Here is a 26915-nt window from a genome sequence, read left to right as displayed (position 1 = left end):
ACGAACGGCCATTCGCCGACCCCCCGCCCCCCCCCCCCCCCCCCCCCCCCCCCCCCGCGTCCGTCTCAGATCAGGCTGGTGCGTCCTCCGTGTTCGGTCACCCGCTCCAGCAGCATCCGCTGTGCCAGCTCTGCGAGCCGCTGCGTCGCGGGAGAGATGATGACGCCCTCCCGCTGCACGAGGGCGACCGTGTCGTACAGAGGTTCCGAGAGCGGGAAAGTGCGGATGCCATCGGGGAAGGCCTCGGACTCGGCGATGGTGCGCGACACGATGGTGTCGACCGTGCCGGCCGCGACGAGCCCGAGTGCAGTCTCGACATGTTCCACTTCGATCGCGGGCTCGAGTGCCAGTCCACGCGCCCTGGCCCGCTCCAGCAGCTGGCGTCGTGTCGGATCGTTCCACCCCGCATAGGCGTCATAGAGCACGAGCTTCGCTGCCGCGATCTCCTCGATATCGACGGCGCCTCCGCGCGCCGCACGGTTCGCGGAGGCATAGACGACCTCATCACGGAACAGCGGCGTCACCGCCAGCCCGGAAGCCGCGACGGGCAGCACGACCAGGCCCGCTTCGATCTCGCCCGCCGCGATCGATTCGGCTACGAGGGCGGAGTTCAGGCCTACCAGGCGCACGCGCACATGGGGATGACGAAGGTGGAAGGTCTCCACCAGGTCGGACAGATCGTAGTACGCCGCATTGCGCAGCACCCCGAACGTGCAGATGCCGCCGTCGAGTGAGCGGAGCGCGGTGATCGCTCCGATGCCCTCGCCGATGGCGCTGACTGCGCGCAGGGCATGCGGCCGCAGTTCACGCGCGGCAGCGGTGGGCACGAGCCTGCGTCCTCCGCGCGTGAACAGCGGCATGCCGAGTTCGCGCTCCAGGCGGGCGACGAGCTCCGACACGGAGGCCTGGGTGGAGTCGATCTCCGCCGCGGCGGCCGTGAAGGACCCGAGGTCCATCGCGGCGAGAAACGCCCTCAGCTGAGCAAGAGTCACGCGAGAACGATACCGGGCGCGACCGGGGCGACGATGGTCAACGGCGGCCGAAGGCGACGGCGCGGATGCCGGTTCGCTCTGAGTCGGTCTCCGCGAGTGCCCGCTCCGCGGAGAGATCGAGCGAGCGGCCGAGCAGCACGTAGACCCCGCCGGACACGATCAAGCCGGCGAACAGCGCGATGTCGATTCCGCCGAGCATCGCGGCCACGGGCCCGACGTACCAGACCGTCGAGACGAACGGCACCATGGCGACGATGCCGGCGGCATAGGCGGTGAGGCCGCGCCACCCCCACGCGCCGTAGAGCCCTCGCGCGTCGAAGATCTGGGTGACGGCGTAGGTGCCGCGGCGCACGAAGTAGTAGTCGACGAGGTTCACCGACGTCCACGGCACGAGCACGTAGAGCAGCACCACGAGGAAGCTGCTGAAGTTGGCGAGGAACGCGCCCGAAGACAGTGCCGCGCCGAGGAATCCAGACGCCGCGACGACGGCGCACGCGATGACGCGAAGCCTGCGGGTGGCACGTACCCCGCGCAGCGAGTCGAGGGTCGTGATCACCTCGAGTGCGGCGGCGTAGATATTCACGGTGATCACCGTGACGAGAGCGGGCAGGGCCGCGACGAGAAGCACGAAGCCGAGACCTGGAACGATCTCATCGGCGGCGCGGCGAACTGCCTCGATCGGGTCGACGTCGGCGAAGAGGGACGCGACGTAGGCGCCGAGGATCATCAACCAGCTGGCGCCCACGAAGACGCCGGAGTACGTGTAGAACGACGCCTTGGCGGGGCTCGTCTGCGGCGGCAGGTAGCGCGAGTAGTCCGAGACGTACGGTGCCCACCCCAGTGCGTATGCAGATGCTGCTCCGAACTGCACGAGGAATGCGGGCCAGTTGATGTCGCCCGACCAGAGGGTCTGCGGCGAAAGCGGCACGAGGAAGATCGCGAGTATGGAGAACAGGCCGAAGGTCGCGAGGAACAGCCAGGTGAGCCACTTCTGCGTGCGGTGGATCCAGTGGTAGCCGAAGATCGCGAGCGTGAGAGCGAGGATCGTGACGACCGCGTACCAGAGCAGCGGCGCGTCCACGCCGGTGACAGCGACGATCACGTCGGCCGCGAGGATCTGGTTGAAGATGTTGAAACCGACGATGCTGGCGATGACCACGAGGCAGATCACTGCCACGCCGCGATAGCCGAACTGGGCCCTGGACTGGATCATCTGCGGCAGACCGAGCTGCGGCCCCTGCGCGGAGTGGAAGGCGGTGAACACCGTGCCGACTGCGGCGCCCAGCAGCACGGCCAGGACCGACGTCAGGAAGTCGGCACCCATCGCGACGCCGACCATGCCGCTCGCCAGGGTGGTGAGGTTGGCGTTCGACATGAACCACAGCGGGAACAGTGACGTGGGCTTACCGGTGCGCTCGTCGAGCGGCACGTAGTCGATCGACTTGACCTCGATGGCAGCGGTCCGAGGCGCGGCGGGGGCGGCGTCCATGGGCATCCTTTCGGGCGCAGACGGTCGGGTGCACCGGTCGCGCGGAGTGTTCGGGTAGTGGGTCAGTACAGGTCGGCGCGTCTGTCCGCGAACACGTCGTTACGCGGGCCGATGGCCTTGTCCTCGGGAAAGAGCTCGATGTCCGCGGTCGTGATCCCGTCAGGGCTCGACGCGGCGATCCAACCGTGCGCATCGATGACAGCGCTTCCGCCCGTCCACGGCACTTCCCTCTCGGTGCCGTGCCGGTCGGCGATCACGATGGGCAGTCGTGAGGATCGTGCCGCCCCCATCGCCTGGATGGTCTCGGGTGGATGCTCTGTCGCAGGACGCGGGACGAGTGGCCAGTTGACGGGCAGGGCGAGGATCGCCGCGCCGCCGAGGGCGAGTCCCCGGGGCACCTCGGGAAACTCGTTGTCGTAGCAGATCGCCACGCCGAGACGGAAGTGGTCGGTGTCGACGAGCATCCCGGCCCGGTCTCCTGGTGTGAAGATCGTCTTCTCGCGGTCCCACAGGTGTGACTTGCGGTAGTCGGCGAGCCGGCGGCCGCCGCCGATCACGGCGGCGGTGTTGTAGAGGGCGTCGCCGTCGCGCTCGGCGTAACCCAGCACGGTGACCGCCTCGGCCGGGAGGCGCCGTTCGAGTTCGCGCAAGAGGTCGTCATCGCTCCGCAGTGCGAGTGCGCGCGCCTCTGACGCGCTGTCGAACACGTAGCCACTCGTGGCGAGCTCCGGCATGACGATCAGTTCGGCGCCGCGATGGGCGGCCTCGACCGCAGCGGTGACGATCGACTCGAGGTTGCGTTCGATCTCACCGAAGACGATGGCCGGACTGACCGCCGCGACTGTGGGCATAGGGCCACGCTAAGGCCGGGCCGTCCGCTCGGCAACGCGCACGTGGCGATGGCTCCCAACGGGTTCCCCGTTGAATCAGCTAAAGGTAAAACCTGTGGTTCCCCTCGTGATCTGCCACCTTGTCCGATGTGCGGGATGCTCGTAGCCTGCTGACATGCGCTACAGCTCACCCGTGCTGCAGAGCCTCGACGGCTCCTTCCAGCACCTCAAGACCCCCCTCATCGACGCTCCCGCCGCGCAGCGCGACCCTGCGGTCATCGAGACCGTCTCGGCGATGCTCAGCGATATCCAGAAGCGCGGCATGGATGCCGTTCTCGACTACGCGCGCAAGCTCGACCGCTACGACGGCGGAGATATCGAGCTGTCCGCGAAGCAGATCGCGACCAGTGGCGACCGCCTGCCCGCGGACCTGCGTGCCGCCATCGAACTCGGTTCCGAGCGCACCCAGGCGTTCGCCCGCAAGCAGCGCGAGCACCTCGCGGACTTCGAGACGGAGCTCGTCCCCGGCCTGATCACCGGCGCGCGCTACATCCCCGTCTCGCGCGTGGGCGCCTACCTTCCCGCGGGCCGGTTCCCTCTCACCGCGAGCGCGTTCATGACCGTGGGCGAAGCCAAGGCCGCAGGGGTTCCGACCGTCATCGCGTGCACGCCGCCGCAGCCCGACGGTGGGGCGAACGACGCCGTCGTCTACGCCGCCCACCTCTCGGGGGTCGATCGCGTCTTCGTGCTCGGCGGTGTTCAGGCGCTCGCCGCGATGGCGTACGGCCTGCTCGGGGACCTGCCGGTCGACATGCTCGTCGGCGCCGGCAACGCCTTCGTCGCCGAGGCGAAGCGCCAGCTCTTCGGCACGGTCGCGATCGACCTGCTCGCCGGGCCTTCCGAGGTGGCCGTGATCTCCGACGAGACGGCCGATCCCGAGATCGTCGCCGCGGATCTGCTCGGTCAGGCCGAGCACGGTCCGAATTCGCCCGCAGCTCTCGTCACGACCTCCGAAGAGCACGGGCGCGCAGTCATCGCGGCGATCGACGCGCAGCTGGAGACACTGGCCACCGCCGAGATCGCGGGTGCCGCCTGGCGCGACTACGGCGTCGTGACCGTGGCGAAGGATCGTGAGACCGCCGCCGCACTGATGGACGACCTCGCTCCGGAGCACCTCGAGCTGATCACCGGCGACGATGACTGGTACCACGACCGGCTGCACAACTACGGCTCGCTGTTCATCGGGCCGTGGAGCACCGTCGCGTACTCCGACAAGGGCATGGCCGGCACGAACCACGTGCTGCCCACCGCGGGTGGGGCCAAGCACTCGGCAGGCCTGTCGGTGTCCCGGTTCCTGAAGCCGCTGACCTATCAGCGCATCGCGAAGCCCGCGACCCCCGAACTCGCGAACGCCGTGCAGGTGATCTCCGATTCCGAGGGCATGGCCGCGCACAGCGCCACGGCCACCCGTCGACTCGCGACCTACCGGGACTGACACTCGCTCGCACCGGGGGCCGGGATCACTTCGGCGCCCGGTGCGACGCATCGTATCGCTCCGCAGGACCGATACCGTCGGACCATGAGCACCGTCGTACTGACCAAGGTCGTCCTGCTGATCGTGGTGGTGGCGCTCGTCCCGGCCGTGGCGTGGTGGATGCGGCGGCATCCGAACGGTTCGAAACAGCATCCGGATCGGCAGCGGATGCCGAGACTCGTCGCCGTCTTCGGCTGGATCCTGCTCGCCCTCGGCGTGCTGATGTCGCTGGTGGCCTTCACCTCGGACGACGCCGACGACCCCACCGCGTTCCGGATCACCTCCGTCGCGATCCTCTTCGGCGGAGTGCTGTTCCTGATGCCGTACCGCAACTGGTACGTCGCGCCGGAGCGGGACGCCGTGCACTATCGGACGGTCCTCGGGCGTGAGGGACGGATCATCTACAGCGACATCGTCGACTACAGGATGACCGAGGTGAACGGGCAGCCGAACCTGCGCATCACGGCGTCGAACGGTGCCAAGCTCGCCCTGAATCCCGCCATGTACGACATGTCGCCCCTGCTCGCGGCGATCCGGTTCAAGGAGGCCCGCGGTCGCTGGCCGCTGCCGGGCGAGCTGTCGGGGTGAGACTGGGGATCGTGCTGATGTGCGTCTCGGTAGTGTCGCTGCTGCACGCTGTTCGGGCGGTGCGACCGCAGGACCGCGTCGACTACCTTCGGCGCAGTGCCGCGGAGATGACCGCGATCAGGGTTCCCGCCGCGACGCCGATGACCGTCTCGAGCATCCGGTCCCTGAGCAGCGCGTCGACAGAGGTCGGCGCGGCGAGCTCCACCATGAGCAGCGCGAGGGGCGTGACGAAGACCATCGCGATGCCGTAATTGCGTCCCACGAACATCTCGGCGCAGGCCTGGAACACCACCGCGAGCGCGACGACGACCAGTGGCGGCAGGTGCAGGGCGAGGATGCCGGCCGCGACCAGTACTCCGACCAGCGTGCCGACCAGGCGCTGGATCCCCCGGATGATCCGCGCGTTCACGTGTGCACCGCTGACGGCGGCGGCCGCCCCGACCATCGCCCAGTACCAGTGCGTTCCCACGAGCAGCAGCCCGATCGCGCCGGCGAGCAGAGTGGCGGCACCGACCGTGACGGCCATCTCCCAGGCGACGCCGCCGATCCGCTGCCGAGCCTGAGCGGGGGCGATCTCGGGGAGGGCCCGATCTCTGGCTGCCGCGAACAGCGTCGTCACCAGCAGCGCGAAGAGCACGCTCCCCACGCCCACGACGAGCACGTTCGCGAACGCGGCATCGGATGCGGGGATGCTGGCGGTGGCTCCGATCGCGAACACCGCGAACAGCGCCCCAGGGGGATGCCAGCGCATCGCGTAGGCGAGCAGCGTGACCAGCGATGCGACGACGGCGACCGCGATGACGGCGACGAGCGCCGGCACGCGGAGGAACGACAGCGCGCTGCCGGCGAGCATCGCCAGCAGCAGCACGCCCCCGGCGCTCGCCTGCATGCGCAGGCGATCCGAGAAGACGTCGCCGCGTCCGTAGAGCGCCGCGAACGATCCGAAACTGGCGTAGATGCTGAGGTCGAGGCGCCCGATCGCCCAGAGGATCAGCAGGGGGACGCCGACGCTGACCGCGGCTCGGATCGCGACACGGTGGTCGCCGCGCGAAGGGGCGACCCTGATCACGCCCGTCCACACCCGCCCGCGAGAATCAGCCACATCTCAAGCGTAGACATCGTGCGGTGCCACTGCCGAGGGCGAGCCGCCGTGATGACGCTGCGGGTCACTTCTGAAGGACGTTCGCGCTTCTGAAGGATGCTTGAGACCTCAGCATCCTTCAGACCTGCATCCGTCCTTCAGAACGTCATGGGGTCTCGGATGTGAACGCCGACTTGAGCTTCTTCAGCGCCGCCACGATCTCGGACTGATCGTCGGCCGAGAAGACTCTTGACACCGCCGCCTGCCTCGCATAACGTACAACCAAATGGTTGTACAAATTGAGCTCAGCGAAGCGGAGATCGACCGTGTGTTCCATGCACTGGCGACGGCGACCCGGCGCGACATCCTGCGCCGGACGATCGAGCGCGAGCAGTCGGTCTCTGACCTGGCCCGCGACTACGACATGTCCTTCGCCGCAGTCCAGAAGCACGTGGCCGTGCTCGAAGAGGCACGGCTCATCGTCAAGCGCGCCGAGGGACGCGAGCGGCTCGTCCGCGCGAATCCCGAGATGATCGCCCGTGCGCGGGCGCTCCTCGCCCGATACGAAGAGCTCTGGCGGGCACGCATCGCCCGGCTCGACGATCTGCTCGCCGGCGACGCCTCGAACGCGGCGGCACCATCGGCATCCGACCTCACGAACAAGATCCAAGACACCGACAAGAACCAAGGAGCATGACATGCCCGTGATCGACATCAACGCCGACACCGAGAACCTGACCCTCACCGTCACCGCCGAGTTCGCGGCACCGATCGAGCGCGTCTGGCACGCCTACAGCGACCCGCGTCAGCTCGAGCGCTTCTGGGGCCCGCCGAGCTGGCCTGCCACCTTCCTCACCTGGGACCACACGGTCGGCGGACGCGCGGACTACGCCATGACCGGCCCCCACGGCGAGCGGCACCGCGCCTACTGGGAGTTCCTCGAGATCGAGGAGCCGCACCGGTTCAGCGTGCTCGACGGCTTCAGCGACGACGAGGGCAAGCCCAACGGCGATCTCCCCGCCATGCGCATGGACTTCACGTTCGAGCCGACCAGCGACGGCACGCGCATGGTGACGTCCAGCCGCTTCGACTCGCTCGAGGCGCTGGAGCAGGTCATCGCCATGGGCGTGATCGAGGGCACCCGCATGGCCATGTCGCAGATCGACGCCGTGCTGCGCGACCTGCGCGAGTACGCCGAGGGCAAGGGCACCACCGTCGAGTTCCTCGACGACACGCACATCAGCATCACCCGGCTCGTGAACGGCCCGCGCGACCTGGTCTGGCGCGCCTACACCGAGCCCGACCTGATCAAGCAGTGGATGCTCGGCCCCGACGGCTGGGAGATGACGGAGTGCGAGGTCGGCCTGAAGGCGGGCGACCGCTACCGCAACTCGTGGGCACCGGTCGGAGACAACGAGGGCGAGCCGTTCGGGTTCGAGGGCGAGATGCTCGTCGTCGACGCCCCGCGCCGTGCGGTGCAGAGCGAGCGGATGCAGGGCACCGACGGCCCCGACGTCCTCAGCGACGTGAGCTTCTACGAGGAGGACGGCGCGACCCTGATCACCGTGATCATGGAGTTCCCCGACAAGGACACCCGCGACGGCATCCTCGCCACCGGCATGACCGACGGCATGGAGGCGTCGTACCAGCGCCTCGAGTCGACGGTGCTCGCGGGCGAGTCCGTCGCGTAACTCCGTAGATCAGTACAGCTCCGCAGGGATCCCGCCGATTCCTGCGGAGCTGTGCGTTTCTGCGAGCGGACGCCCGCGGGAGCGGACGCCGGTGCGAGAGTGTGCCGCGGGAAGGGCGGATGCCGCGGAGCTCAGTCCTCGCTGGAGTGCAGTCCGCGTCGCGCCGACAGCAGGGTGATCTCCGGATGCTGGTCCACCAGCATCCGCTCGGCCTGATCCAGCACATCGCGGACGTGACCGGCGTGCGTGGCGACGACGGAGACGCCGATCATGGTGCGGCGGTGCAGATCCTGCGCGCCGACCTCGGCCACGGCCGCCTCGGTGCGCCGCGCGAGGTCCGCGATGATCGGCCTGATCACGCTGCGCTTCTGCTTGAGGGAGTGCACGTCGCCGAGCAGGATGTCGAACTCCACCCACCCGATCCACATGCTGTCAGTCTGACAGCCCTGGGATCGGGTGGGACCCGAGCTCACCAGGCCAGTGCGATCCGCCCCTGGTACGCGACGTATCCGCTGGCGTTCGGGTGGAACCCTGCGGAGAAGTCGAACCAGTTCCAGTCGTTGATCCACGGGCTCGCGCTGCCGATGCCGTGATCGGCGAACGCCGCCTCGACGTCGACGTACACCGCACCCGCCGCGGTCGCGCCGGTGCGGATCGCGGCGTTCAGAGCCGTGGTGCTGGTGTTCACCTGCTGGGCGTACGGGCGGGTCACCGTGGGGGCGAACAGCCGTGGGTAGCCGGTCACGATCACCTTGGCGCCCGGCGCGCGGGTGCGGATCGCCGTGACGGCGGCCGTGATGCGCGAGGCGATCGTGCCGCCGCTGATCATCGAGTTCGCGGTCGCCAGGTCGGCGTCGCACGCGGTTCGGCTGACCAGCACGAAGCAGTCCTGCATCACGGTCGAGAAGCCGAGATCGTTGCCGCCGACGGTCAGCGTGACGCGTGCGGTCGTGACCGGCACGAGCGCCACCTGGCGGCTCACGACATCGAGGCTCGAGTCGCCGGAGCAGGCGGGCTCGGAGTTCAGCGTGATCGTCCGGCTGGCGTCGATCAGCACCGGGTAGCCCTTCGAGCTGACGTAGCAGGTCGTGTTCAGATAGCTGCCCGCTCCCTGCCCGGCGGCGTACGAGTCGCCGAGTGCGGAGTAGGTCACCGACGATGTCGGCTTGCCTCCTCCTCCGCCTCCACCGTTTCCGCCCTTGCCTGCGGCGGATGCCGGGGCTGCCGCTCCGACGGCGAGCAGGGCGGCCGCGACGAGGGCGGCGATCAGGACGAGCACCCGCCGGAGGGGCGGGAGCGCGGCGGATGCCGTGGCGGATCCGAAGGGATCCGCGCGGAGGACGGGGTCGGTCGCGAAGCGGGCGGTGCGGCCGAATCGGGGGAATCTGGCGCTCATGCGCACAAGCTAGACCTGCGCGACCGCAGGGGCATCGGTGCTGTCACGGACTTCTCCGTGCGCGTCAGATCAGCCGGCGCAGCGCCTCCTGCAGCGAGACGCCCTGCGCATCCGCCCGGTCGCGCAGCCGCGCGTGCTCGTCGGCCGTGAGGGTGACGGTCAGCTCGACCGGGTCGAACCCGCGCCGGCTCCCCGAGCCCGTCGACACGTCGTCGAGACCGTCGAGAAGATCGGATGCCTCGGCCCAGAGCTGTCCGGATGTCTGCTGCGCGGATGCCTGCTGCGCGGGCGCCGTCCGCACAGCGGCCTGCTGCACGGACGCCTCGGCCGGCCGCGCATCCGCCTCGAGCGCCATCGCCCCTGCGAGCGCCGCGCCGCCGTCGGACGCCGACGAGAACCCTGGTCCGCGCTTCGGCTCCTGCTTCTGCTGGTACGCTTTCGCAGCCGCATTGGCGCGCTCGTCGGCCGCCTCGTTGAGCGGATGCCCAGCGTGCCCCTTCACCCAGTCGAACTCCACGTCGCGTCCGCGCAGCGCTTCGTCGATGCCCTCCAGCAGGTCGCGGTTCAGCACCGGGCCGCCGTCGGACTTGCGCCAGCCGCGGCGCTTCCATCCCGGCATCCACTTGGTGACGGAGTCGATCACGTACCGGCTGTCGCAGTGGATGAGCAGCTTCTCATCGGTGCCCGCCGTCGCCCGCAGCAGCTCGAGGACCGCCTGCAGCTCACCCTGGTTGTTGGTGCCGTGCGGCGATCCGCCGGCAGCCCAGTTCGCGTCGTCGATGTACCAGGCCCATCCGTTCGGGCCCGGGTTGCCCAGCGCGGAGCCGTCTGCGGCGGCGATGATCGTCATCCTTCAACCGTAGGGCGTGGATCCGACACGGCCCGACAGTCGGTATCGTCGAGGGATGTCCGGGTTCGCCGCCAAAGCCGTGATCATCCTCATCGTGGTCACGCTGGTCGTCGTCCTCGTCGCCCGCTTCTTCCGGCGCGTGACGCCCGCGAAGCCGGGCACGAGGAGGCAGCGGATGCCTCTGCTCGTCCCGCTCGTGGGAGCCGTACTGACCGTGGCCGGGGCGCTGCTCGCGCTGGCGGCGTTCTCGCCGCAGTACAAGCCCGAGCTGCTGCCCACGCGCATCGCCTCGGTGGTCGTCATCCTCGCCGGGCTGGCAGCGCTGCTCGCCTACCGCAACTGGTATCTCGAGGTGTTCTCGGATGCCGTGCGATTCCGCACCGTCCTCGGGCGCGAGAGGCGCATCGACTACCGTGACATCGCCTCGTTCCAGGTGAAGAAGGCCGCCGGCCGGGAGCGTCTCACCGTGCGATCCCACGACGGCGTGCGGCTGTCCGTCGACACCGGCCGGTACAGCGTGGCACCGCTCCTGGCCGCCGCGCGCAGCGCAGCATCCTGAACGCGCTCAGTCCTCGGGCTCGCCGGACTCCGCGATGTCGGATGCCTCGGGTGCGGGCGGCGCGACGGGGATGACCGTGCTGGTGTACTTCGCGCCCAGACCGACGTCCATCAGGTCCATGCTCGGGGCCTCGTCGAGGCGCTCGTTCGTCTGCTCATCCAGCGGCTCACCGGGCAGTGCCGCCCACGCGCCCGGATCCTCCTGCTTCTGCGAGAACAGTCCCATGCGTCCATTCTCGCCCCGCTCCGCTCAGATCGGCGCGGTGATCTCCAGATCGGCGCCGAAGTCGTACCACCACTGCTCCGCGCGCACGGTCTGGCCGAATCCGGTCGCCGTGTAGGTGGCGCTCACCGGCGTCCAGTCCTGCTCGAACAGCAGCCGGCTGTCTGTGATGGTCGAGCCGATCATCACGTACGGAGCCGCGCACTCGAACACCCGGGCCTCCACGACCATGTCGTCGGGGAGGGTCATCTTCTCCTTCGCCGGGAGCAGGTTCCACACCGGGCATGCCTCCACCGACTGGCGCAGCACATCGCCGGCGAACACCGCGACGAGCAGCCGGCCGGCCTGGCCGATGATCATCTTCTCGGGGTCGTCGGAGTCCGGGTCTCCCTTCACCCAGCCGCCGCCGTCGTCCTGGTACGCGGTGTCATCCACGAACACGACCTCGTTGGGATCCGCTCCCGTGGTCTTGCCGTGGATCGCGACGTCGGGGCGCAGTCGCACCTCGGCCTGCTGCAGTTCGTCCCCCGTGTCGACCTTCGCGCGGAAGGTGCCGAGCACGTGCAGCGCGTCGCTGAAGCACGCGCCGAGCTGGGCTCCGGTCGCGGTATCCGCGTCCAGGTCGATGCTCGTGCAGCTGCCGGCCGGGTCGGGCCGTGCAGCCGCGACAGCGGATGCCGACGGCGACGGCGCTCCGGATGCATCCGCGTCGGCGGAGCCCGGGGCGGGTGCGCCGGAGCATCCGGTGAGCAGGAGGAGTCCGATGAGAGCCGAGGCGGCGGTGAGTCGCTTCACGCGACCAGAATAGACAACCGGATCAGAAGTCGGCGATGATCAGCTTCTTCATGCCGAGCATGCGCTGGTATCCGCCGGGCCTTGACAGCAGCTCGCCGATGTTCGCGGGCACGATTTGCCAGCTCACGCCGAAGCGGTCGACCAGCCAGCCGCAGGCCTCCGCCTCGGGCACGGCCGACAGGGCATCCCACAGCCGGTCGATCTCGTCCTGATCCTCGCAGCGCACCTCGAGCGAGACCCCGGGCGTGAACCCGAACTCGTGCGCGATGTCGGAATCCATGATCGAGAACCACTGGTCCCCGACGTGGAACTCGCCGAACATCACGCCGCCGGTCGGGCGCGGGATCACGGTGCCCACACCGGCATCCGGCAGCAGCGACGTGTACAGCTCGGCCGCCTCGCGCGCCTTGCCCTCGACGGCGTTCGCGAACATGATCTGCGGGATCACGAACGGTCGCGGCTCGCCCTCGGGCCGGGTGAGCATCAGCTGCCAGCTCACGCCGTACCGGTCGGCCACCCACCCGAACCACGGACTGAACGGGTACTCGCCGAGCGGCATGAGCGCGGCGCCCCCGTCGGACAGCGCGTCCCAGGTCGCGTCGAGCGCCGCGCGAGCGGCATCCGCGTCACCGTCGAACATCAGCGGATCGAAGTTCAGGATGAACGAGATCGCGGGGGTGGGCCGGTAGGTGTCGTCGGAGTTGATCAGGGTGAGATGGAACCCGTCGACCTCGACGTCGACCACCACCGGCTGCCCCTCCATGCCCGCCTGCGAGGGCGGCAGCTCGTCGGGGTAGCGCATGGCCACGTGCGCCTTCGTCTTCGGCAGCGCCGCGGCGTAGAACTCACCCGCCTCGCCTGCGTTGCGGTTGAACCAGATGTTGGGAACGATCTTCTGAGTCATGCGGTCCTGTCCTTCAGCGGGGGCGGGAATCGGGGTTCAGTCGGTGTCGGCGGCGCGGACGGCGTCGACCAGCTCGCGCCAGGCGCCGTGCAGCAGGGCATCCGGCAGCACCTGCTCGTGCTGCGTGTCGTGGATGACGGCATGGATGCTCCAGACGTAGCGATCCGCTCCGGTCTGCACCGCCGGGTCCGGGTGCTCGTCCCAGGGGCAGCGCTCGACCAGCGCGACCCACTCCGGGGTCTGCTCCGGATCGGGCTCGACGCGCCAGCGACGGCGGAGCCCGGCGATCCCGCCCGTGCGCACCACGGCGATGACGATGCGGTCCGCATCGCCTGTGGCATCCGATCCGTCACTCGGGGGCTCGATCTGCTGAGGCATCCTTGATCACTCCGCCTTCAACCACTCCGACGGCGATCCACGCGTCGCGCACCGCCGTCTCCACGCTAGCCCCGATGTCGGCGGCAGCGGTGATGGTCGCCTGCGCGAACTCTGTGAAGTCGGCGGTCGCCGACAGCCCGCCGGTGAGAGCGCGGTACCAGACCAGACCGGCCGTCTCCCAGGCCTTGCCGCCGATCGCGGTGGCCGCCAGCGCGAAGGCGCGGTTCGGGATGCCGGAGTTGATGTGCACGCCGCCGTTGTCCTCGGTGGTCCGCACGTAGTGCGTCATGTCGGCCGGCTGCGGGTCCTTGCCGAGCTCGTCGTCGTCGTATGCCGTGCCGGGGTGCAGCATGTCGCGCAGCGCCCGGCCCTGCACGGCCGAGGTGAAGATGCCCTCGCCGATCAGCCAGCTCGCCTGGTCGGCGCTCTGGTCCTTGGTGTACTGCTCGGTGAGCGCCCCGAACACATCGGCGCACGACTCGTTCAGCGCCCCGGACTGGCCCTGGTACTCCAGCGCGGCGGTCGTCTGGATCACACCGTGGCCGAGCTCGTGCCCGATCACCGTGACCGATCCGGTGAAGCCCGTGAACACCTCGCCGTCGCCATCGCCGAACACCATCTGCGAGCCGTTCCAGAACGCGTTGTCGTACTTCTCGCCGTAGTGCACGGTCGCGTTCAGCGGGGCGCCTCCACCGTCTAGCGAGTCGCGCTGGAACGCGCCCAGCAGCATCCGGAAGGTGTCGCCGAGACCGTCGAAGGCCTGGTTCACCGCGGCATCCTTGACCGCCGGGTCGTCCTCGCCGCGCACCTTGTCGCCGGGGAGCTGCTCGGTGTTGTGCGTGTCGTACACCGTCCGCGTGGGGGCCGCCTGCACGTCCGCGATCAGGTCGCCGTTCGAGTCGACCGAGAGCTCGAGCGTGGCGCGGTACTCCGGGCGCCCCTTGATCAGGGTCTGCCGTGCGGCCTCGGCCGCGTGCGTGAACTGGCTCGAACGGGCGAGTCGCGCGAGCAGGTAGCCCGGGACGATCCCCTGATGGATGGACTCTTCTGCAACTCCGGTGGTGCTCATACGGCCGACCATACGCCGGGCTTCCGACAACGGTCAGCCCCACTCCGGAGCGTCCAGGTCCGGCCGGTAGAATCGGCCCAATGACCGACCCTTTGTCTGGCTCAGGGACCGCGGAAGCCGAGCCGCTCGCGCCCTCCGGCATCGACCCCGATGAGCTCGCCATCGCGCTCAAGGTGCTCGCCGAGCTCGATCAGGTCGATCAGCAGCATCCGGACTACATCGCCGTCCGCCGTGCCACCGGCAAGATGTTCCGCGCCGTCAAGCGCGCCCGCCGCAAGGAGATCCGGGACGCCATCGCCGAGGCCGATAAGGCTGTGGTCGCGCGCACCGCGACCGGTGCCCCCGACCGCATCGACGACGAGACCCGCGGGCTCGACCTCGCCACGAGCGTGGTCGACGCACCGATCGCGGGCGAGCTGCTCAAGCCCCGCAACTGCTACATCTGCAAGAAGCCGTACACGCTCGTCGACGCCTTCTACCACCAGCTCTGCCCCGACTGCGCGCGGTTCAGCCACGCCAAGCGCGACGCCCACGCCGACCTGACCGGCAAGCGCGCGCTGCTGACCGGCGGCCGGGCGAAGATCGGCATGCACATCGCGCTGCGGCTGCTGCGCGACGGCGCGCACCTCACGATCACGACCCGCTTCCCGCGCGACGCCGTGCGCCGCTTCTCCTCTCTGCCGGACTCCGCCGACTGGCTGCACCGGCTGCGCGTGGTCGGCATCGACCTGCGCGACCCCGCCCAGGTGATCGCACTGGCCGACTCCGTCGCGGCGCAGGGGCCGCTCGACATCCTCATCAACAACGCCGCGCAGACCGTGCGGCGCTCGCCGGGTGCGTACTCCCTGCTGGCTGATGCCGAGCTCCAGCCGCTCCCGAACGGACCGCTGCCCGAGATGGAGACCTTCGGGCACACCGCCGACCCGCATCCGCAGGCGCTGCAGGCATCGGTCGACGCGCATCCGCTGCTCTCGGTCGCCGCCCTCGGCGGCACCGTCGCCGAGCAGGGCGGGCAGGCTCTGACCGCCGAGGATCTCGCCCGGCTCGCCATGGCGCCCGGCTCCTCGTCGCTGGAGAAGCACGCCGACGGCACCGCGATCGATGCCGGCGGTCTCGTGCCCGACATCAACCGCGTGAACAGCTGGGTGCAGTCGGTCGACCAGGTCGACCCGCTGGAGATGCTCGAGGTGCAGCTGTGCAACACGACGGCGCCCTTCCTGCTGATCAGCCGACTGCGGCCGGCCATGGCCGCGTCCACCGCGCGTCGCAAGTACATCGTGAACGTGTCGGCAATGGAGGGGCAGTTCTCCCGCCGGTACAAGGGGCCAGGGCACCCGCACACCAATATGGCCAAGGCCGCGCTCAACATGCTCACGCGCACCAGTGCCGGCGAGATGCTCGAGACCGACGGCATCCTGATGACCGCGGTCGACACCGGATGGATCACGGACGAGCGTCCGCACTACACGAAGGTGCGTCTGGCCGAGGAGGGCTTCCACGCCCCGCTCGACCTGGTCGACGGCGCCGCGCGCGTGTACGACCCGATCGTGCAGGGCGAGGCCGGGGTGGACCTGCACGGCGTGTTCCTGAAGGACTACGAGCCCAGCCCCTGGTGAGCCGCGCCGGGCCGCGGAGGCGGTGAGCGCGTCCCGATCTGCGGACAGAGTCACGATCTGCTGAAGGTCCGCTCGAACTCGCCCGCAGATCGGGACAGGCCCCGCAGATCGGGACGACTCGGACGCCGCGAAGGGTCGGATGCCCGGGCCCGAACGGGCGGATGCCCAGCATCACCGCGCCCGCGGCAGCCAGGCCTCCACGAGCAGGCCGCCCTCGGGGCGGGCGGTGAGGCGCAGCAGGGCGCCGTGCGCGCGGACGATGCTCTGCGCGATGGCCAGTCCGAGCCCCAGGCCGCGCTGCTCGCCCGGGGCGTCGAGCGGCTGCGTGTCCGTGCGCCGAGTGCGACCCGCGCCGCGCTGGAAGGGCTCCGCGAGCGTCGCGAGCAGGGCATCCGGGATGCGCGGACCGGTGTTCGCGACCGCCAGCAGCACCGAGGACTCGGTCGTCGAGATCCGCAGCCCGATGCGCCCGTTCTCGGGGATGTTGTGCACGATCGCGTTGTGCAGCAGGTTCGTGATCAGCTGCTGCAGCAGGGTCGGCGAGCCCACCACGAACCCGGGGTCGGTGGCCGACTCGATCACGATCCCGCGGCGCTCGGCCAGCGGCAGCAGCGTCTCCACCGCCTCCTCGGCGAGCAGCGACAGATCCACCGGCTCGCGATCGAACGCCTGCCCGTCGGCGCGCGCGAGCAGCAGCAGCGCCTCGGTCAGATCGATCGCATGCCCGTTCACCTGATGCAGCCGGGCGAGCACGGCATCCGCATCCCGATCCGGGTCCGCCTGCGCCACCTCCAGCTGGGTGCGCATGATCGCCAGCGGCGTGCGCAGCTCGTGCGAGGCGTTGGCCGCGAACCGCTGCTGCTCGGCCACCTGCGCCTCGATGCGGTCGAGCATCATGTCGAAGACGTCGGCCAGGTCGCGGAACTCGTCGCCCCTGCCCTCCAGGGCGACCCGACGCGAGAGATCCCCCTGCGCGGCGAGCCGGGCGATCTCCCCGATGCGCTCGAGCGGCGCCAGCATCCGGCCGGCGACGAACCAGCCCCACAGGAAGCCGATCGCGAGCAGCACGACGATGATCCCCACCGACCCCGGGATCAGGTAGTCGGCCAGGAACTGCCGCAGCTGCCACGGGATCGCCGTGTGCAGCAGCGCATCCAGGGTGGGGATGAAGCTGCGCAGCAGCTGCAGGGTCCAGCCGGCCGCCACGATCAGCGCGCCCGCCATGCCGAACGACCCGGCGTAGCTGAGCGTCAGCTTCATCCGCGCGCTGAGGCCGCGGCGGCGAGGGGACACCGGCGCCGTCATGCGTCGGCGTCGATCCTGTAGCCGACGCCCGGAACGGTCGCGATCACCCAGGGCTCGCCGAGCCGCTTGCGCAGCGCCGAGACCGTGATCCGCACGGCGTTGGTGAACGGGTCGGCGTTCTCGTCCCAGGCGCGCTCCAGCAGCTCCTCCGCGCTCACCACGCCGCCCTCGGCGCCCACGAGCACCTCCAGCACCGCGAACTGCTTGCGGGTGAGCGCCACGTACCTGCCGTCGCGGAAGACCTCGCGCCGGAACGGGTCCAGACGCAGGCCTGCGATCTCGCGCACAGGCGGCCTCGCGTGCACGCGGCGGCGGTCCAGCGCGCGCAGCCGCATGACCAGCTCTCGCAGCTCGAACGGCTTGGTGAGGTAGTCGTCGGCGCCCAGCTCGAAACCGGACGCCTTGTCGTCCAGGCGGTCCGCCGCGGTCAGCATCATGATCGGGATGCCGCTGCCGGACGCAACGATCCACGCCGCCACCTCGTCGCCGGAGGGCCCGGGGATGTCCCGATCGAGCACCGCCAGGTCGTAGGAGTTGATGCTCAGCAGCTCGAGTGCGGTGTCGCCGTCGCCGGCGATGTCGGCGGCGATCGCCTCGAGACGGAGCCCGTCGCGGATGGCCTCCGCGAGATAGGGCTCGTCCTCGACGATCAGCACGCGCATGTGAAGGATCCTACGCACCGGCGCATATCGGGAACATATCGAAAAGCGCATACGTCCTCGCAACGGGCGCGCGCGTGGACTGGTCAGCATGAACTCATCTGCCGCCGAGGCCCGGCGCAACCGACGGGCCGCCGCTCTTTTCGCCACCCTGGTGGTCGCGCTGATCGCCGTGGTCTTCGTGGTGCAGCAGGCCCTGACCGGGGCATCCGCCTCCACCAGCCCGCCGCCGCAGACCGGGCAGGTGCAGCAGGAGGCGCCGGTGAAGCAGGCCGGTGCCGACGACGACGGGCGCATCACGGCGGCAGACGGGCTGATCGCCGAGGGCAGGCCGGCGGGCGTGGACGACGACGTGCCCGCCGTGACCAACCTCGATCCCCAGCTGCTCGCGGCGCTGCGTCGTGCCGCCGCCGCGGCGTCGGCCGACGGGGTCGAGCTGAGGGTCAACAGCGGCTGGCGGTCGCGGGAGTTCCAGGACCGGCTGCTGGAGGACGCGGTGAAGAAGTACGGGTCGGCGGAGGAGGCCGCGCGCTGGGTGGCGACCGCCGATGCCTCCGAGCACGTCTCCGGCGACGCCGCCGACATCGGCCCGTGGAAGGCGGCCGACTGGCTGGGACGCCACGGCGCCGCCTTCGGGCTGTGCCAGATCTACGGCAACGAGCCCTGGCACTTCGAGCTGCGCGCGAAGGCGTCCGCAGAAGGGTGTCCGCGGATGCTGCGCGATCCCACGGAGCGGAGGCGATGAGCGTGCTGATCGAGGAGGGACGAGTGGACGAGATGACAGCCACGCGCTTCGAGGGGCCCACGCTGCAGCTGATCCGGGGTGCCGTCGCCGAGAACCTGCGACGGATGCGCACGGGAGGACCGGTCATGGCTGTGGTCAAGGCCGACGGGTACGGCCACGGCGCGCTCGCCGTGGCGAATGCGGCCGTGGACGCGGGAGCCGAGTGGCTGGGGGTCACCGACGTGACCGAGGGCGCCCTGCTGCGCGGGAGCGGGATCGGGACTTCGATCCTCGCCTGGCTGCATCCGGCCGGGATCGACGTGGTCGCCGCGGCGCGGAACCGTATCGACGTCGCCGTCGGCTCCGTTGACGAGCTCGCCGAGCTGATCGAGGATGCCGCGACGGCCCGTCTCGTCGACGAGGGGGCGCGCGTGCGCGTGCATCTGCACCTCGACACCGGCATGGCGCGGGGCGGCTGCCCCGTGCGCGACTGGGATCGGATGCTGCAGCTCGCACGTCGCGGACGGGATGCCGGGCTCCTGCGGATCGTCGGGGTGATGGGGCACCTGCCGCAGGCGGACCTGGCCGATCCTCGGGCGAACGTGCCGTGGGTGATGCGTCTGCGGCACGCCCGCGACACCGCCCTGCGCGCGGGTCTGGCCCCGCTGATCGCGCATCTCGGTGCGACCTCGGCGGCGCTGAGCGATCCGTCCACCCGCTTCGACCTGGTGCGGGTCGGCGCAGGGCTGGTCGGCATCGACCCGTCCCGCACGGTGGAGCTGGCACCCGCCGGACGGTTCACGGCACCGGTCGTGCACAGCGCGGAGGTCGACGCGCGCACCCCGATCGGGTACGGCGGCGCGCATGTCACGGATCGGCGCACGTGCATCTCGGTGCTGGGGGTCGGCTACGCCGACGGCATACCGAGGGAGCTGTCCCGTGACGCGTGCGTGGAGATCGGCGGCAGGAGGCATCGTGTCGTGGGGCGGGTGTCGATGGACCAGATCGTGATCGACACCGGTGACGTGTCGTACCCGCGCGGGAGCGTCGCGACCCTCTTCGGGCCCGGCGGGGTCGCCCCGACCGTGCAGGAGTGGGCCGACTGGGCGGGGACCATCCCGCACACCGTCGTCACCGGCATCGGTGCGCGAGTGGCGAGGACCGTCGCATGACCCGGGTGCTGGTGGTCGGCGGCGGGCAGAGTGCGGAGCACGAGGTGTCGCTGGCGGGCGCGGCCGGCGTCGCCGCGGCACTGCGCGAGACCGGGTTCGTCGTGGACGAGATCACGATCGGCCGCGACGGATGCTGGTGCAGTGACGGCGTCGCGCTGGGGGAGTCGCCCGCGCTGTCCCTGCGCGGTGCGCTGGAGGCGATGGCGCGGGCCGACGTCGTATTCCCCGTGCTGCATGGACTGAACGGCGAGGACGGCTCGCTGGCCGCGCTGTGCAACCTGGCCGGCGTGCCGGTGGTCGGGTCGGGTGTGCGGGCGGGCGCGATCGGCATGGACAAGTGGACCACCAAGCTGGTCGCCGAGGCCGTCGGCATCCGCACCGCGCGGGGAGCGCTGGTCGGCAGCGCCGACATCGGCGACGTGGAGTTCGAGAGCCCGGTGGTCGTCAAGCCCGTCGCGGCCGGTTCGAGTCACGGGGTGACACTGGTCACGGATGCCGGTGAGCTGCAGGACGCACTGTGGCGGGCGGCGCGGTTCGACGACCGCATCCTGATCGAGGAGGTCGTGCACGGACGGGAGATCGACGTCTCGGTGCTGCGTGAAGCCGGGGGCGTGCGCTGGGCGACTCCGCCGCTGGAGATCCACGCCTCTGCGGCGGACGGCTCGGCGCTGTTCGAAACCGCGGCGAAGTACGACGGCTCAGCCCGCTTCACGACGCCCGCGGACCTGACCCGACGGGAGCGCACGGCGCTCACCGCGGCGGCGGTGCGGATGTTCGACGCCCTCGGCTGCGCGGGCGTCGCCCGGATCGACTTCTTCCTCACGGAGGATGGCCCGGTGCTCAACGAGGTGAACACGATGCCGGGGATGACGGCGCACTCGCAGGTGCCGCGCATGTTCCAGGCCGCGGGGGTCGGCTACGGCGAGCTGGCCGGACGACTGGTGGAGGCGGCGCTGTCCGCGCACGCGAAGTCCGCGAACGCGCGGGCCGGCGCGGAGATCGCAGGATGACCGCCGGGAGCGGCACCGCGGCATCCTCCGCCGGAGGTGCTCCGGCCGGGACGACGAAGGCGGGGACCATGCCTCCCGCGGCCGCCCGGGCCAGGGAGAGGTGGCCGGATGTGATCAAGGGGGTCTGCATCATCCTCGTGGTGATGTGGCACGTCGTCGTCAAGCACAGCTCCGACCTGCCGTGGGAGGACGCGGCCGGCGTCCCGGAGATGTGGACCGTGGTGAGCGCCCAACTGCTGCCGCTGCGGATGCCGCTGTTCTTCGTGGTCTCGGGCATGTTCGCGGCGAGTGCGGTGCTCGCGCCCACGCGCGCGCGGCTCGCGACCCGGGCGCTGCGGCTCGCACTGCTGTACCTGCTCTGGGTCGTCATCCAGACCTTCGCGCTCGCCGCAGCCGGGCCGGACTTCGACACCGCACGGGCGACGGATGCCTGGAGCCTGCTCCTGCAGCTGACGGTCAGCCCGACCAATCTCTGGTACCTGCTCGCGCTGGCGCTGTACCTGCTCGTGGGCAGGGTGACTCGTCGCATCCCCGCGGTCTTGCTGCTTGCTCTCGGCTTCGTCGTCTCGGCGGTCGCGGCGGCCGGGATGCTGCCCGACAGCGGCAACCTCTGGCAGGTCGTGCAGAACGTCGTCTTCTTCCTGGCGGGCCTGCGCCTGCCGGGGCTGGTGCGCCGCTTCGCCGCGCGCGCGAGCTGGGCGACCGCCGCAGGGCTCGGCGTGCTCTACGCCGCCTCCCTGGTGGTCGTGTCGCTGCTGGGCGCGCGACAGTGGTTCGGAGTGTGGACACTGCTGTCGGCGCTCGCCGTGGTCGCGGGTATCAGCGCGTGCGCCCTGATCGACAGGTGGGAGCCGCTCGCGGCGCCGCTGCGCTGGATCGGCCGGCGGACCCTGCCGATCTACGTGATCCACATGATCCCGCTGGCCCTGCTGGATCGGATGCTGCGGGGCGTGGAGCCCTGGGTGTACCGCGGGCCCGTGCTCGCGATGATCGAGCCGCTGCTGATCACCGCACTGGTGATCGCCGCGAGCCTGGGCGCGCACGCGCTGCTGCGGCGGATGCGGGCTGAGGCGCTGTTCGACCCGCTGCTGCTGGGTCGGTTCGGTCGGAGGGCGGCGCGCGTCTGAAGGACGGATGACATTCTGAAGGATGCCAGGCGCACGGGCGTCCTTCAGAACCGCAAATGTCCTTCAGAAGCGGCGTGCCGCGGCGCGCGAAAGCGATGCGGCGGACGGACACGAACGCCAGATGGCCCCAAAGTAGGACTATCTTTGTGTGACCGTCGACCGAAGATGCAGGAGGCCTCCGTGCGATCGACAAGCCAGACCTCGCATTCGGCGGGCGAGCTGTTCGCGCTCGTCCGGGATGGGAAGGCGCACTCGCGCGCGGATCTCGCGCGGATGACGGGGCTCTCCGCATCGACCGTCGCGCTGCGGGTGGACGCACTGGTCTCCAGCGGCTACCTGGAGGAGGTCGGCCAGGGCGAATCGCGCGGTGGCCGGCGTCCCCGCGCCCTGGCGGTCAAGGCCGCCGGCAGCGTCGTCGCGGGCGTCGACCTGGGAGAGCGCCATGCGACGATCGTGCTGCTCGACCGGCGTGGAGAGATCGTGGGCGAGGCATTCGAGAACGTCTCGCTGCTCGACGGCGTGGAGGCCGTCGTGACGCAGGTGTGGGCGAGCACGCGCCGGCTCGCGGAGGAGAGCGGCGGGATGCCGCTGGCCGGCATCGCCATGAGCCTTCCCGGTCCCGTGGACTCCCGCACCACGCGACTGCTGTCGCCGACCCGGATGCCCGGGTGGAACGGCGTCGACGTCGGCGAGGTGCTCGGCGCCGTGACGGGCCTGCCCTTCCTGATCGAGAACGACGCCAATGCCATGGCGGTGGGGGAGTACATCGAGCGGGATGCCGCGTTCGAGCAGATGGTCTTCGTGAAGGCCGGGAGCGGCATCGGCTGCGGCATCGTGGTCGACGGCGCGGTGTACCGCGGCTTCCGCGGCGTCGCGGGCGACATCAGCCATGTCGCCCTGCACGACGCGCCTCCCGTGATCTGCTCCTGCGGGCGCGCGGGCTGCTTGGACGTGGTGGCCAGCGGCTCCGCCATCGTCGACGCGCTGAAGGAGGCCGGTGAGCGCATCGACAGCCTCGACGACGTGCTGGCGCTGGCGGAGAACGCGCATCCCCGCGCGACGGCGCTGCTGCGCGAGGCGGGCGCGCGCACCGGCGAGGTGCTCGCGACGATCATCAACTTCTTCAATCCGCAGGCGCTGGTCGTCGGCGGGCGCCTCGCGACGGCGGATGCCTTCGTCGCAGGCATCCGCCAGGCCCTGTTCACCCTCTGCCTTCCGATGTCCACCGATGCGCTGCAGATCGAGGTCAGCAGGGCCGGGGCGCTGGCGGGAGCACGCGGGGTCGGCTGGGAGCTGCTGGAGACCATGCTGTCTCCCGCGCGCATCGATGCAGAGCTGCGCGACGCCACCCCGGCCTCCCGATGAAAGTTCGATCAGCGAAGCATCTTTGACCAAAGCCGATTCAAGCGACCGGAGTTCGGTCGCTTGATTGAATAAGCTCTTTCGTATGTCCGAAACAGCTTCGCTTCCCCGCATCGCCATCGCCGGTATGGGCATCGAGTCCAGCACCTTCTCGCCGCATCGAGCCGGTGATCGCGACTTCCTGCGTCTGGAGGGCTCGGCGCTGGTGAACCGCTACGACGCGCTGCGCGAAGGGGAGCTCGCCGACCGGGCGGAGTGGCTGCCCGTCTATCACGCGCGCTCGATCCCCGGCGGCGCGGTGCTCGCCGACACCTACGCGTCGATCAAGAAGCGCATCTGCGACGGTCTCGCCGAGATCGTCGCCTCGGGAGACGGACTGGACGGTCTGCTGCTCGACATCCACGGCGCCATGAGTGTGGTGGGGATGGACGACGCGGAGGGCGACCTCATCGCCGCGATCCGCGAGGTGATCGGGCCGGACGTGGTCGTCTCGGCGACCATGGACCTGCACGGCAACGTCTCGCGCACGCTGGTGGAGAACGTCGATCTCATCACCTGCTACCGCCTGGCGCCGCACGAGGACGCCTGGGAGACGCGCGATCGCGCTCTCCGCAATCTCGTGGTCGCGCTCGAGAGCGGCACCGTGCCGCACCGTGCCTGGGTGCGCGTGCCGATCCTTCTTCCCGGTGAGAAGACCAGCACGCGGGTGGAGCCCGCGAAGAGCCTCTACGCCCGCATCCCCGAGATCGAGTCCCGTGCGGGCGTGGTCGACGCGGCGATCTGGATCGGTTACGCCTGGGCCGACGAGCCGCGCTGCCACGCCACCGTCGTGGTGACCGGCACCGACGAAGCCGTCACCGCCGCTGCGGCCGAGGAGCTCGGGCGGGCCCTGTGGGACGTGCGCGACGACTTCGAGTTCGTCGGCCCTCCCGGAACCCTCGACGAAGCGGTGGAGCGCGCCCTCGCCTCCGCGACCACCCCCTACCTGATCAGCGACTCCGGCGACAATCCCGGCGCCGGCGGCACCGGGGATGTGACCTGGACGCTCGCGCAACTGCTGCAGCGTCCCGAGCTCACCGGGCCGGACTCGCCCGTCACGCTGTGCGCCTCCGTGTTCGATAAGGGGGCGATCGACATCCTGCGCACGCATGCCGTCGGCGACGCGGTCTCGGTGGAGGCCGGCGCGCGCATCGACGACGGCCCGCACGGACCGGTGCGGGTGGAGGGCGTGCTGCACAGTCTGCACGAGGGCGATCCGGATGCCGGCGGCATCGCGGTCGTCCGCGTCGGGGGCCTGCACGTGATCATCACGGAGCACCGCAAGGCGTATCACGACGTCAGCGACTTCACCTCCATCGGGCTCGATGCGCAGAACGCGGCGATCATCGTCACGAAGATCGGCTACCTGGAGCCGGAGCTCTACGACATCCAGCGCGGCTGGACGCTCGCCCTCACGCCGGGCGGCGTGGACCAGGACCTCGGGCGTCTCGGCCATCACCGCATCCAGCGGCCGATGTTCCCGTTCGACGCGTTCTCTCGCGACCCGGACCTGACGGCCGAGATCGTGCGCTGACGGCATCCGATCTGCAGTTATTTCGCCACTCGAAACAAGTGTGTTATTCAAACGTGACGCATCGGCTTTGTTTCGCGCACTTGCTTCGTTCATAATTCAAAGTGCGTGACACATCGAACGAACGACCGACGAGGTCGGACGTCGCGAACAAGGAGGTTTCCATGCGCACCCAGACGCTGCGCCGCCGGATGCTCGCCCCGCTCGGGGCGATCGCGGTGGCGATGATCGCCCTGACCGGCTGCCAGGCCGCGCAGAGCGGCGACGCCGGCTCCGCCGGGGACAAGGACACGGTCAGCTACGCGCTGCCCGTCGGCACCGGTCCGAACTGGATCCTGCCGCTCTCGGCGCCCGACAAGATGGCGACCCACAACAGCGCCATCAAGGCGACCCTGTGGCCCCGCCTGTTCGAGTACAACGGGCAGTCCGGCGACATGGGCTGGGACAAGAAGGGATCGGCCGCCGAGTCCTACGAGTTCTCGGAGGACGGCAAGAGCATCACCATCACGCTGGGCGACCTCGACTGGTCGGACGGCAAGCCGGTGACCTCGCGCGACGTCGAGTTCTGGTTCAACCTGGTCAAGGCCAACGCCGAGAAGACCGGCGGCTACTCCAAGGGCAACATCCCCGACAACGTGACCTCGTTCACGACGGTCAACGACAAGACCTTCACGCTCACCATGGACAAGGTCTACAACCAGGACTACTTCGTGGGCAACCAGCTGAGCCTGGTCTACCCGATGCCGCAGCACGTGTGGGACAAGACGAGCGACGACGGCGAGATCGGCGACTTCGATCGCGACCCGGCCGGCGCCGTCAAGGTGTTCGACTACCTGTTCTCGCAGGCCGAGGACATGAAGACCTACGCCACGAACCCGCTCTGGAAGACCGTCTCCGGTCCGTACACCGTGAAGAGCTGGTCCGACTCGGGCCTGGTCGAGCTGACCGCCAACAAGAAGTACACCGGCGCCGACAAGGCGCAGATCGAGAACGTGCGCTTCCTGCCGTTCACCTCGGCGGACGCCGAGATGAACGTCGTCCGCTCCGGCGAGGTCGACTACGGCTACATCAGCGCGTCGCAGCTGACCAACGACAAGCAGTTCACCGACCTCGGCTACGGCGTCGAGCAGTGGGCAGGATGGTCGATCACGTACATGCCGTACAACTTCGCCGGACCGCACAAGAACCTGTTCAGCCAGCTGTACGTGCGTCAGGCCCTGCAGCACTCGATCGACCAGGAGACCATCTCCGACGCGATCTGGCACGGCGCGGCCACCCCGGACTACGGCCCCATCCCGCAGACCGTGCCCTCGGACCAGCTCTCCGACGCGCAGGCGAAGAACCCGTACCCCTTCGACCTCAAGAAGGCCGCTCAGCTGTTCACCGACCACGGCTGGAAGAAGAACTCCGACGGCGTGCTCGAGTGCGCGGCGCCGGGTGAGGGCGCCGACCAGTGCGGTGCCGGAATCGCAGCCGGCGACCTCGCCGAGTTCGTGATCACCACGCAGAACGGCTCGCAGGAGACCGACAACACCATGGCGGAGATCCAGTCGTCGCTGGCCAAGGTGGGCGTCAAGGTGACCGTCGACGCCAAGCCGCTGGACACCGTGCTGACGCAGGCTCAGGAGTGCAAGACCGGCGAGGGCACCAAGTGCACGTGGGACCTGGTGTTCTTCGGCACGGCGGGCAGCTGGTACTTCAGCCCCTACGCCACCGGTGAGCGCCTCTTCGCCAAGGACACGAAGTGGAACGCCGGCCAGTACTACAACGCCGAGGCGGAGTCGCTCATCCAGGAGATGATGTTCTCCTCCGACTCCGAGACGAGCAAGAAGTACTCCGAGCTGCTCGCGAAGGACCTGCCGGTGATGTGGATGCCCAACCCGGTGTACCAGGTCTCCGTCGTGCGCAAGGGCCTCGAGATCGGCACCCAGGACCCGGGCGGCAACTTCATGCCGCAGCGCTGGTCCTGGAAGTGACCGGCAGAGCCTGAAG

The 26915-nt window shown here is 69.8% G+C and carries 27 protein-coding genes; 13 read left to right on the top strand and 14 right to left on the bottom strand.

Annotated elements, in window-relative coordinates:
* Nucleotides 1-65 precede the first annotated feature (65 nt).
* The 3 genes from ACTJJ4_RS17790 to ACTJJ4_RS17780 form a co-directional block, all read right to left on the bottom strand.
* Complete coding sequence (locus tag ACTJJ4_RS17790; RefSeq protein ID WP_440944562.1) at nt 66-992, bottom strand: LysR family transcriptional regulator; 927 nt, start codon at nt 990-992, stop codon at nt 66-68.
* 37 nt (nt 993-1029) lie between these two features.
* The gene (locus ACTJJ4_RS17785) at nt 1030-2481 is read right to left on the bottom strand and encodes a purine-cytosine permease family protein (protein ID WP_440944561.1); all 1452 of its coding nucleotides are present in this window, start codon (nt 2479-2481) and stop codon (nt 1030-1032) included.
* A 62-nt stretch (nt 2482-2543) separates the two neighbouring features.
* A complete protein-coding gene (locus ACTJJ4_RS17780) occupies nt 2544-3332 on the bottom strand; it encodes a nitrilase-related carbon-nitrogen hydrolase (RefSeq protein ID WP_440944560.1) in 789 nt (262 codons plus the stop codon).
* A gap of 154 nt (nt 3333-3486) precedes the next feature.
* Between ACTJJ4_RS17780 and hisD the strand changes: the two genes are divergently transcribed.
* Together hisD and ACTJJ4_RS17770 are read left to right on the top strand one after the other, a co-directional pair.
* Entirely contained in the window at nt 3487-4806 is a 1320-nt protein-coding gene (gene hisD, locus ACTJJ4_RS17775; RefSeq protein ID WP_440944559.1) for a histidinol dehydrogenase, read from the top strand.
* 84 nt (nt 4807-4890) lie between these two features.
* Complete coding sequence (locus ACTJJ4_RS17770) at nt 4891-5433, top strand: hypothetical protein (protein ID WP_440944558.1); 543 nt, start codon at nt 4891-4893, stop codon at nt 5431-5433.
* A gap of 82 nt (nt 5434-5515) precedes the next feature.
* On the opposite strand, the gene ACTJJ4_RS17765 is transcribed toward ACTJJ4_RS17770, so the two are convergent.
* A complete protein-coding gene (locus tag ACTJJ4_RS17765) occupies nt 5516-6535 on the bottom strand; it encodes an FUSC family protein (RefSeq protein WP_440944557.1) in 1020 nt (339 codons plus the stop codon).
* A 265-nt stretch (nt 6536-6800) separates the two neighbouring features.
* Here ACTJJ4_RS17765 and ACTJJ4_RS17760 point away from each other — a divergent pair, with 265 nt between their 5' ends.
* Both ACTJJ4_RS17760 and ACTJJ4_RS17755 read left to right on the top strand, forming a co-directional pair.
* The gene (locus ACTJJ4_RS17760) at nt 6801-7211 is read left to right on the top strand and encodes an ArsR/SmtB family transcription factor (RefSeq protein ID WP_440944556.1); all 411 of its coding nucleotides are present in this window, start codon (nt 6801-6803) and stop codon (nt 7209-7211) included.
* A 1-nt stretch (nt 7212) separates the two neighbouring features.
* On the top strand, nt 7213-8205 hold the full coding sequence (locus ACTJJ4_RS17755) for an SRPBCC family protein (protein ID WP_440944555.1): 993 nt from the start codon (nt 7213-7215) through the stop codon (nt 8203-8205).
* 131 nt (nt 8206-8336) lie between these two features.
* Here ACTJJ4_RS17755 and ACTJJ4_RS17750 read toward each other — a convergent pair whose 3' ends face one another.
* The 3 genes from ACTJJ4_RS17750 to ACTJJ4_RS17740 all read right to left on the bottom strand — a co-directional run bounded on the left by ACTJJ4_RS17750 (nt 8337) and on the right by ACTJJ4_RS17740 (nt 10451).
* Entirely contained in the window at nt 8337-8633 is a 297-nt protein-coding gene (locus ACTJJ4_RS17750; protein WP_440944554.1) for a DUF503 domain-containing protein, read from the bottom strand.
* A gap of 41 nt (nt 8634-8674) precedes the next feature.
* Complete coding sequence (locus tag ACTJJ4_RS17745) at nt 8675-9601, bottom strand: SGNH/GDSL hydrolase family protein (protein ID WP_440944553.1); 927 nt, start codon at nt 9599-9601, stop codon at nt 8675-8677.
* Nucleotides 9602-9665: 64 nt separating this feature from the next.
* On the bottom strand, nt 9666-10451 hold the full coding sequence (locus ACTJJ4_RS17740) for a ribonuclease H family protein (RefSeq protein ID WP_440944552.1): 786 nt from the start codon (nt 10449-10451) through the stop codon (nt 9666-9668).
* A 55-nt stretch (nt 10452-10506) separates the two neighbouring features.
* Between ACTJJ4_RS17740 and ACTJJ4_RS17735 the strand changes: the two genes are divergently transcribed.
* Nucleotides 10507-11010: a hypothetical protein gene (locus tag ACTJJ4_RS17735; protein ID WP_440944551.1), complete on the top strand. Its 504-nt coding sequence runs from the start codon at nt 10507-10509 to the stop codon at nt 11008-11010.
* A 6-nt stretch (nt 11011-11016) separates the two neighbouring features.
* Here the strand turns inward: ACTJJ4_RS17735 and ACTJJ4_RS17730 are convergent, their stop codons facing one another.
* Genes ACTJJ4_RS17730 through ACTJJ4_RS17710 form a run of 5 tightly spaced genes read right to left on the bottom strand, consistent with a single transcriptional unit; the run spans nt 11017 to nt 14378 of the window.
* On the bottom strand, nt 11017-11235 hold the full coding sequence (locus ACTJJ4_RS17730) for a hypothetical protein (RefSeq protein WP_440944550.1): 219 nt from the start codon (nt 11233-11235) through the stop codon (nt 11017-11019).
* Nucleotides 11236-11259: 24 nt separating this feature from the next.
* A complete protein-coding gene (locus ACTJJ4_RS17725; protein ID WP_440944549.1) occupies nt 11260-12027 on the bottom strand; it encodes a hypothetical protein in 768 nt (255 codons plus the stop codon).
* 22 nt (nt 12028-12049) lie between these two features.
* Nucleotides 12050-12931, bottom strand: a complete 882-nt coding sequence (locus tag ACTJJ4_RS17720; RefSeq protein WP_440944548.1) for a VOC family protein — start codon at nt 12929-12931, stop codon at nt 12050-12052.
* Between the two features lie 36 nt (nt 12932-12967).
* A complete protein-coding gene (locus tag ACTJJ4_RS17715) occupies nt 12968-13309 on the bottom strand; it encodes a protealysin inhibitor emfourin (RefSeq protein ID WP_440944547.1) in 342 nt (113 codons plus the stop codon).
* Complete coding sequence (locus tag ACTJJ4_RS17710) at nt 13281-14378, bottom strand: M4 family metallopeptidase (RefSeq protein ID WP_440944546.1); 1098 nt, start codon at nt 14376-14378, stop codon at nt 13281-13283. The genes ACTJJ4_RS17715 and ACTJJ4_RS17710 overlap by 29 nt, the downstream gene beginning before the upstream one ends.
* Nucleotides 14379-14458: 80 nt before the next feature.
* Here ACTJJ4_RS17710 and ACTJJ4_RS17705 point away from each other — a divergent pair, with 80 nt between their 5' ends.
* Nucleotides 14459-15994: an SDR family NAD(P)-dependent oxidoreductase gene (locus ACTJJ4_RS17705; protein WP_440944545.1), complete on the top strand. Its 1536-nt coding sequence runs from the start codon at nt 14459-14461 to the stop codon at nt 15992-15994.
* Between the two features lie 171 nt (nt 15995-16165).
* Here the strand turns inward: ACTJJ4_RS17705 and ACTJJ4_RS17700 are convergent, their stop codons facing one another.
* Together ACTJJ4_RS17700 and ACTJJ4_RS17695 are read right to left on the bottom strand one after the other, a co-directional pair.
* The gene (locus ACTJJ4_RS17700; RefSeq protein WP_440944544.1) at nt 16166-17299 is read right to left on the bottom strand and encodes a sensor histidine kinase; all 1134 of its coding nucleotides are present in this window, start codon (nt 17297-17299) and stop codon (nt 16166-16168) included.
* Nucleotides 17296-17961, bottom strand: coding sequence for a response regulator transcription factor (locus ACTJJ4_RS17695; protein WP_440944543.1), 666 nt, complete (start codon nt 17959-17961; stop codon nt 17296-17298). The genes ACTJJ4_RS17700 and ACTJJ4_RS17695 overlap by 4 nt, the downstream gene beginning before the upstream one ends.
* A gap of 88 nt (nt 17962-18049) precedes the next feature.
* Here ACTJJ4_RS17695 and ACTJJ4_RS17690 point away from each other — a divergent pair, with 88 nt between their 5' ends.
* From ACTJJ4_RS17690 to ACTJJ4_RS17660, 7 genes are all read left to right on the top strand, one after another.
* The gene (locus tag ACTJJ4_RS17690; RefSeq protein ID WP_440944542.1) at nt 18050-18703 is read left to right on the top strand and encodes a M15 family metallopeptidase; all 654 of its coding nucleotides are present in this window, start codon (nt 18050-18052) and stop codon (nt 18701-18703) included.
* A complete protein-coding gene (gene alr, locus ACTJJ4_RS17685; protein ID WP_440944541.1) occupies nt 18700-19854 on the top strand; it encodes an alanine racemase in 1155 nt (384 codons plus the stop codon). The genes ACTJJ4_RS17690 and alr overlap by 4 nt, the downstream gene beginning before the upstream one ends.
* Nucleotides 19851-20864 carry a D-alanine--D-alanine ligase family protein gene (locus tag ACTJJ4_RS17680; RefSeq protein WP_440944540.1) on the top strand — a complete coding sequence of 338 codons (1014 nt, stop codon included), beginning with the start codon at nt 19851-19853 and terminating at the stop codon, nt 20862-20864. The genes alr and ACTJJ4_RS17680 overlap by 4 nt, the downstream gene beginning before the upstream one ends.
* Nucleotides 20861-21991 carry an acyltransferase family protein gene (locus tag ACTJJ4_RS17675; RefSeq protein WP_440944539.1) on the top strand — a complete coding sequence of 377 codons (1131 nt, stop codon included), beginning with the start codon at nt 20861-20863 and terminating at the stop codon, nt 21989-21991. The genes ACTJJ4_RS17680 and ACTJJ4_RS17675 overlap by 4 nt, the downstream gene beginning before the upstream one ends.
* A gap of 180 nt (nt 21992-22171) precedes the next feature.
* Nucleotides 22172-23356 carry an ROK family transcriptional regulator gene (locus ACTJJ4_RS17670; RefSeq protein WP_440944538.1) on the top strand — a complete coding sequence of 395 codons (1185 nt, stop codon included), beginning with the start codon at nt 22172-22174 and terminating at the stop codon, nt 23354-23356.
* An 82-nt stretch (nt 23357-23438) separates the two neighbouring features.
* Nucleotides 23439-24926 (top strand): M81 family metallopeptidase, encoded by a 1488-nt coding sequence (locus ACTJJ4_RS17665; RefSeq protein ID WP_440944537.1) that lies wholly within the window; start codon nt 23439-23441, stop codon nt 24924-24926.
* 161 nt (nt 24927-25087) lie between these two features.
* Nucleotides 25088-26899 carry a peptide ABC transporter substrate-binding protein gene (locus ACTJJ4_RS17660; RefSeq protein ID WP_440944536.1) on the top strand — a complete coding sequence of 604 codons (1812 nt, stop codon included), beginning with the start codon at nt 25088-25090 and terminating at the stop codon, nt 26897-26899.
* The last annotated feature ends 16 nt before the right edge of the window (nt 26900-26915 follow it).

The sequence above is a fragment of the Microbacterium sp. 22195 genome (assembly GCF_052056515.1).
In the GTDB taxonomy this organism is placed as follows: domain Bacteria; phylum Actinomycetota; class Actinomycetes; order Actinomycetales; family Microbacteriaceae; genus Microbacterium.
The sequence above is the reverse complement of the archived record's forward strand: the minus strand, read 5'-3'. Positions and strand labels throughout refer to the sequence as shown.

Coding starts and splice junctions, on each gene's coding strand:
- ACTJJ4_RS17780 (WP_440944560.1), bottom strand. CDS start 3,332: ATGCCCACAGTCGCGGCGGTCAGTCCGGCCATCGTCTTCGGTGAGATC.
- ACTJJ4_RS17690 (WP_440944542.1), top strand. CDS start 18,050: ATGAACTCATCTGCCGCCGAGGCCCGGCGCAACCGACGGGCCGCCGCT.
- ACTJJ4_RS17755 (WP_440944555.1), top strand. CDS start 7,213: ATGCCCGTGATCGACATCAACGCCGACACCGAGAACCTGACCCTCACC.
- ACTJJ4_RS17740 (WP_440944552.1), bottom strand. CDS start 10,451: ATGACGATCATCGCCGCCGCAGACGGCTCCGCGCTGGGCAACCCGGGC.
- ACTJJ4_RS17735 (WP_440944551.1), top strand. CDS start 10,507: ATGTCCGGGTTCGCCGCCAAAGCCGTGATCATCCTCATCGTGGTCACG.
- ACTJJ4_RS17700 (WP_440944544.1), bottom strand. CDS start 17,299: ATGACGGCGCCGGTGTCCCCTCGCCGCCGCGGCCTCAGCGCGCGGATG.
- ACTJJ4_RS17750 (WP_440944554.1), bottom strand. CDS start 8,633: ATGTGGATCGGGTGGGTGGAGTTCGACATCCTGCTCGGCGACGTGCAC.
- ACTJJ4_RS17665 (WP_440944537.1), top strand. CDS start 23,439: ATGTCCGAAACAGCTTCGCTTCCCCGCATCGCCATCGCCGGTATGGGC.
- ACTJJ4_RS17715 (WP_440944547.1), bottom strand. CDS start 13,309: ATGCCTCAGCAGATCGAGCCCCCGAGTGACGGATCGGATGCCACAGGC.
- ACTJJ4_RS17785 (WP_440944561.1), bottom strand. CDS start 2,481: ATGGACGCCGCCCCCGCCGCGCCTCGGACCGCTGCCATCGAGGTCAAG.
- ACTJJ4_RS17745 (WP_440944553.1), bottom strand. CDS start 9,601: ATGAGCGCCAGATTCCCCCGATTCGGCCGCACCGCCCGCTTCGCGACC.
- ACTJJ4_RS17675 (WP_440944539.1), top strand. CDS start 20,861: ATGACCGCCGGGAGCGGCACCGCGGCATCCTCCGCCGGAGGTGCTCCG.
- ACTJJ4_RS17695 (WP_440944543.1), bottom strand. CDS start 17,961: ATGCGCGTGCTGATCGTCGAGGACGAGCCCTATCTCGCGGAGGCCATC.
- ACTJJ4_RS17730 (WP_440944550.1), bottom strand. CDS start 11,235: ATGGGACTGTTCTCGCAGAAGCAGGAGGATCCGGGCGCGTGGGCGGCA.
- hisD (WP_440944559.1), top strand. CDS start 3,487: ATGCGCTACAGCTCACCCGTGCTGCAGAGCCTCGACGGCTCCTTCCAG.
- ACTJJ4_RS17660 (WP_440944536.1), top strand. CDS start 25,088: ATGCGCACCCAGACGCTGCGCCGCCGGATGCTCGCCCCGCTCGGGGCG.
- ACTJJ4_RS17720 (WP_440944548.1), bottom strand. CDS start 12,931: ATGACTCAGAAGATCGTTCCCAACATCTGGTTCAACCGCAACGCAGGC.
- ACTJJ4_RS17760 (WP_440944556.1), top strand. CDS start 6,801: ATGGTTGTACAAATTGAGCTCAGCGAAGCGGAGATCGACCGTGTGTTC.
- ACTJJ4_RS17705 (WP_440944545.1), top strand. CDS start 14,459: ATGACCGACCCTTTGTCTGGCTCAGGGACCGCGGAAGCCGAGCCGCTC.
- ACTJJ4_RS17710 (WP_440944546.1), bottom strand. CDS start 14,378: ATGAGCACCACCGGAGTTGCAGAAGAGTCCATCCATCAGGGGATCGTC.
- ACTJJ4_RS17770 (WP_440944558.1), top strand. CDS start 4,891: ATGAGCACCGTCGTACTGACCAAGGTCGTCCTGCTGATCGTGGTGGTG.
- ACTJJ4_RS17680 (WP_440944540.1), top strand. CDS start 19,851: ATGACCCGGGTGCTGGTGGTCGGCGGCGGGCAGAGTGCGGAGCACGAG.
- alr (WP_440944541.1), top strand. CDS start 18,700: ATGAGCGTGCTGATCGAGGAGGGACGAGTGGACGAGATGACAGCCACG.